The 2,073-nt window shown below is 73.0% G+C and carries 1 protein-coding gene; it reads left to right on the top strand.

The genetic code is table 11. The features are described 5' to 3' along the window. Positions 1-84: 84 nt before the first annotated feature. A partial coding sequence (locus ACFT32_RS43500) for a condensation domain-containing protein (RefSeq protein WP_382500266.1) occupies positions 85-2,073 on the top strand: 1,989 nt, incomplete at its 3' end.

A 2,073-nucleotide genomic window follows, 5' to 3' on the forward strand; every position in this document is an offset into this window, starting at 1 on the left:
CGCCTGCGCGGCGGCGGTCTGGAATACCTCGGGCGTGCGGATCATCAGGTCAAGATCCGCGGCTTCCGCATCGAACTCGGCGAGATCGAAGCGACTCTCGTGGCGCATCCGGCGGTCGCCGGCGCGGCCGTCGTCGTCCATGAGGACCGTCCCGGTGACAAGCGCCTCGTCGCCTACATCGTCCCGGCGGACGGCGCACCGGACCACAGCGCGCTCCGGGAGCACGCCGCGGCCGGACTGCCCGAGTACATGGTCCCGTCCCAGCTCGTCACCCTGGACGTGCTGCCGCTCACCCCCAACGGCAAGCTCGACCGCAAGGCACTGCCCGCTCCCGACCCGATCAGCGGAGCGAGCGCCGGACGCGCCCCACGCACAGCGCGCGAAGAGGTCCTGTGCACCCTGTTCGCCGACGTCCTGGGCGTCGCGCAGGTCACCTTGGACGACGACTTCTTCGCCCTCGGCGGGCACTCGCTGCTCGCCACCCGGCTCATCGGCCGCATCCGTGCCGCCCTCGGCGCCGAACTGTCCGTACGAGCCCTGTTCGAGGCGCCCACGGTCGCCGAACTGGCCGGGCGGCTCGGCACGGCCGACGCGGCTCGCGCCGCGCTGACCCGTGCCGAGCCCAGGCCGGAGCGCATTCCCCTGTCGTACGCGCAGCAGCGGCTGTGGTTCCTCCAGCACCTCCAGGGACCCAGCCCGGCCTACAACATCCCGGCCGCGCTCAGGCTGTCGGGCGACCTCGACCGCGACGCCCTGCGAGCGGCCCTGCGGGACCTCGTCACCCGGCACGAGTCGCTGCGCACCGTCTTCGCCGAGGACGACGAAGGACCCCGCCAGCAGATCCTGCACCCGGCCGAGGCCCTGCCCGGCCTTCCCGTCGAGGACGTCACCGAGGACCGGCTGGAGGCCGTGCTCGCCGACGCCGCGCGCACCGGTCTCGACCTCACCGCCGACGCACCGCTGCGCGCCCGGCTGTACGCCCTCGGCCCGCGCGAGCACGTGCTGATGCTGGTGATCCATCACGCGGCCACCGACGGCTGGTCGCTCCAGCCGCTGGCCCGCGACCTCGTCACCGCCTACGCCGCCCGGGCCGACGGCCGGGCACCGCACTGGGCGCCGCTGCCCGTCCAGTACGCCGACTACAGCCTGTGGCAGCACACACACCTCGGCTCCGAGGACGACCCGGACTCCGCGATCTCGCGCCAACTGGCCCACTGGTCCGAGGCGCTCGCCGGGCTGCCGGCCGAACTCACCCTGCCCACCGACCACGCTCGGCCCCTGGTCGCGTCCGAGGACGGTGACGAGGTCCCCTTCGAGGTCCCCGCGCAGGTCCACGAGGGGCTGCTGCGGCTCGCCCACAGCAGCGGAGCCAGCCTCTTCATGGTCGTGCAGACCGCGCTCGCCGCCCTCCTGACGAGACTCGGCGCGGGCCACGACATCCCCATCGGCACCCCCGTCGCCGGCCGGAACGACGAAGCACTCGAGGACCTGATCGGCTTCTTCGTCAACACGCTCGTGCTGCGCACCGACACCTCCGGCAACCCCGCCTTCACCGAACTGCTGGACCGGGTGCGCACCACCGACCTGGCGGCCTACGACCACCAGGACGTCCCCTTCGAGCGCCTCGTCGACACGCTCAACCCCGAGCGGTCCCTGGGCCGCCACCCCCTTTTCCAGGTGTCCCTCACCGTCGACGGCTCCGACCGGCAGGACGCGCTGGACACCGTCGGACAGCTGCCGGGCCTCACCGTGACCGGACACCCCGTCAGCACCCGCGCCGCGAAGTTCGACCTCTCCTTCGTCGTGGAGGAACGGCACGAGGACGGCGGCGCCCCCACCGGCCTGCGCGGCGCCGTGGAATTCCGCACCGACCTCTTCGACCGGCAGACCGCCGACGCGATCGCCACCCGGTTCGTCCGCGTCCTGACCGCCGTCGCCGAGCGGCCTTCGGCGCGTATCGGTGAGGTGGATGTGCTCCTGGCTGAGGAGGGTGTGTCTCCGGCCGGTGAGTTGGGTTCCGTGGGTGTGGGGTCGACGGTGCCGGCGTTGTTCGAGGCGCGGGTGGCGGAGGGG

Source organism: Streptomyces sp. NPDC057002 (assembly GCF_042673825.1).
Lineage (GTDB): Bacteria > Actinomycetota > Actinomycetes > Streptomycetales > Streptomycetaceae > Streptomyces.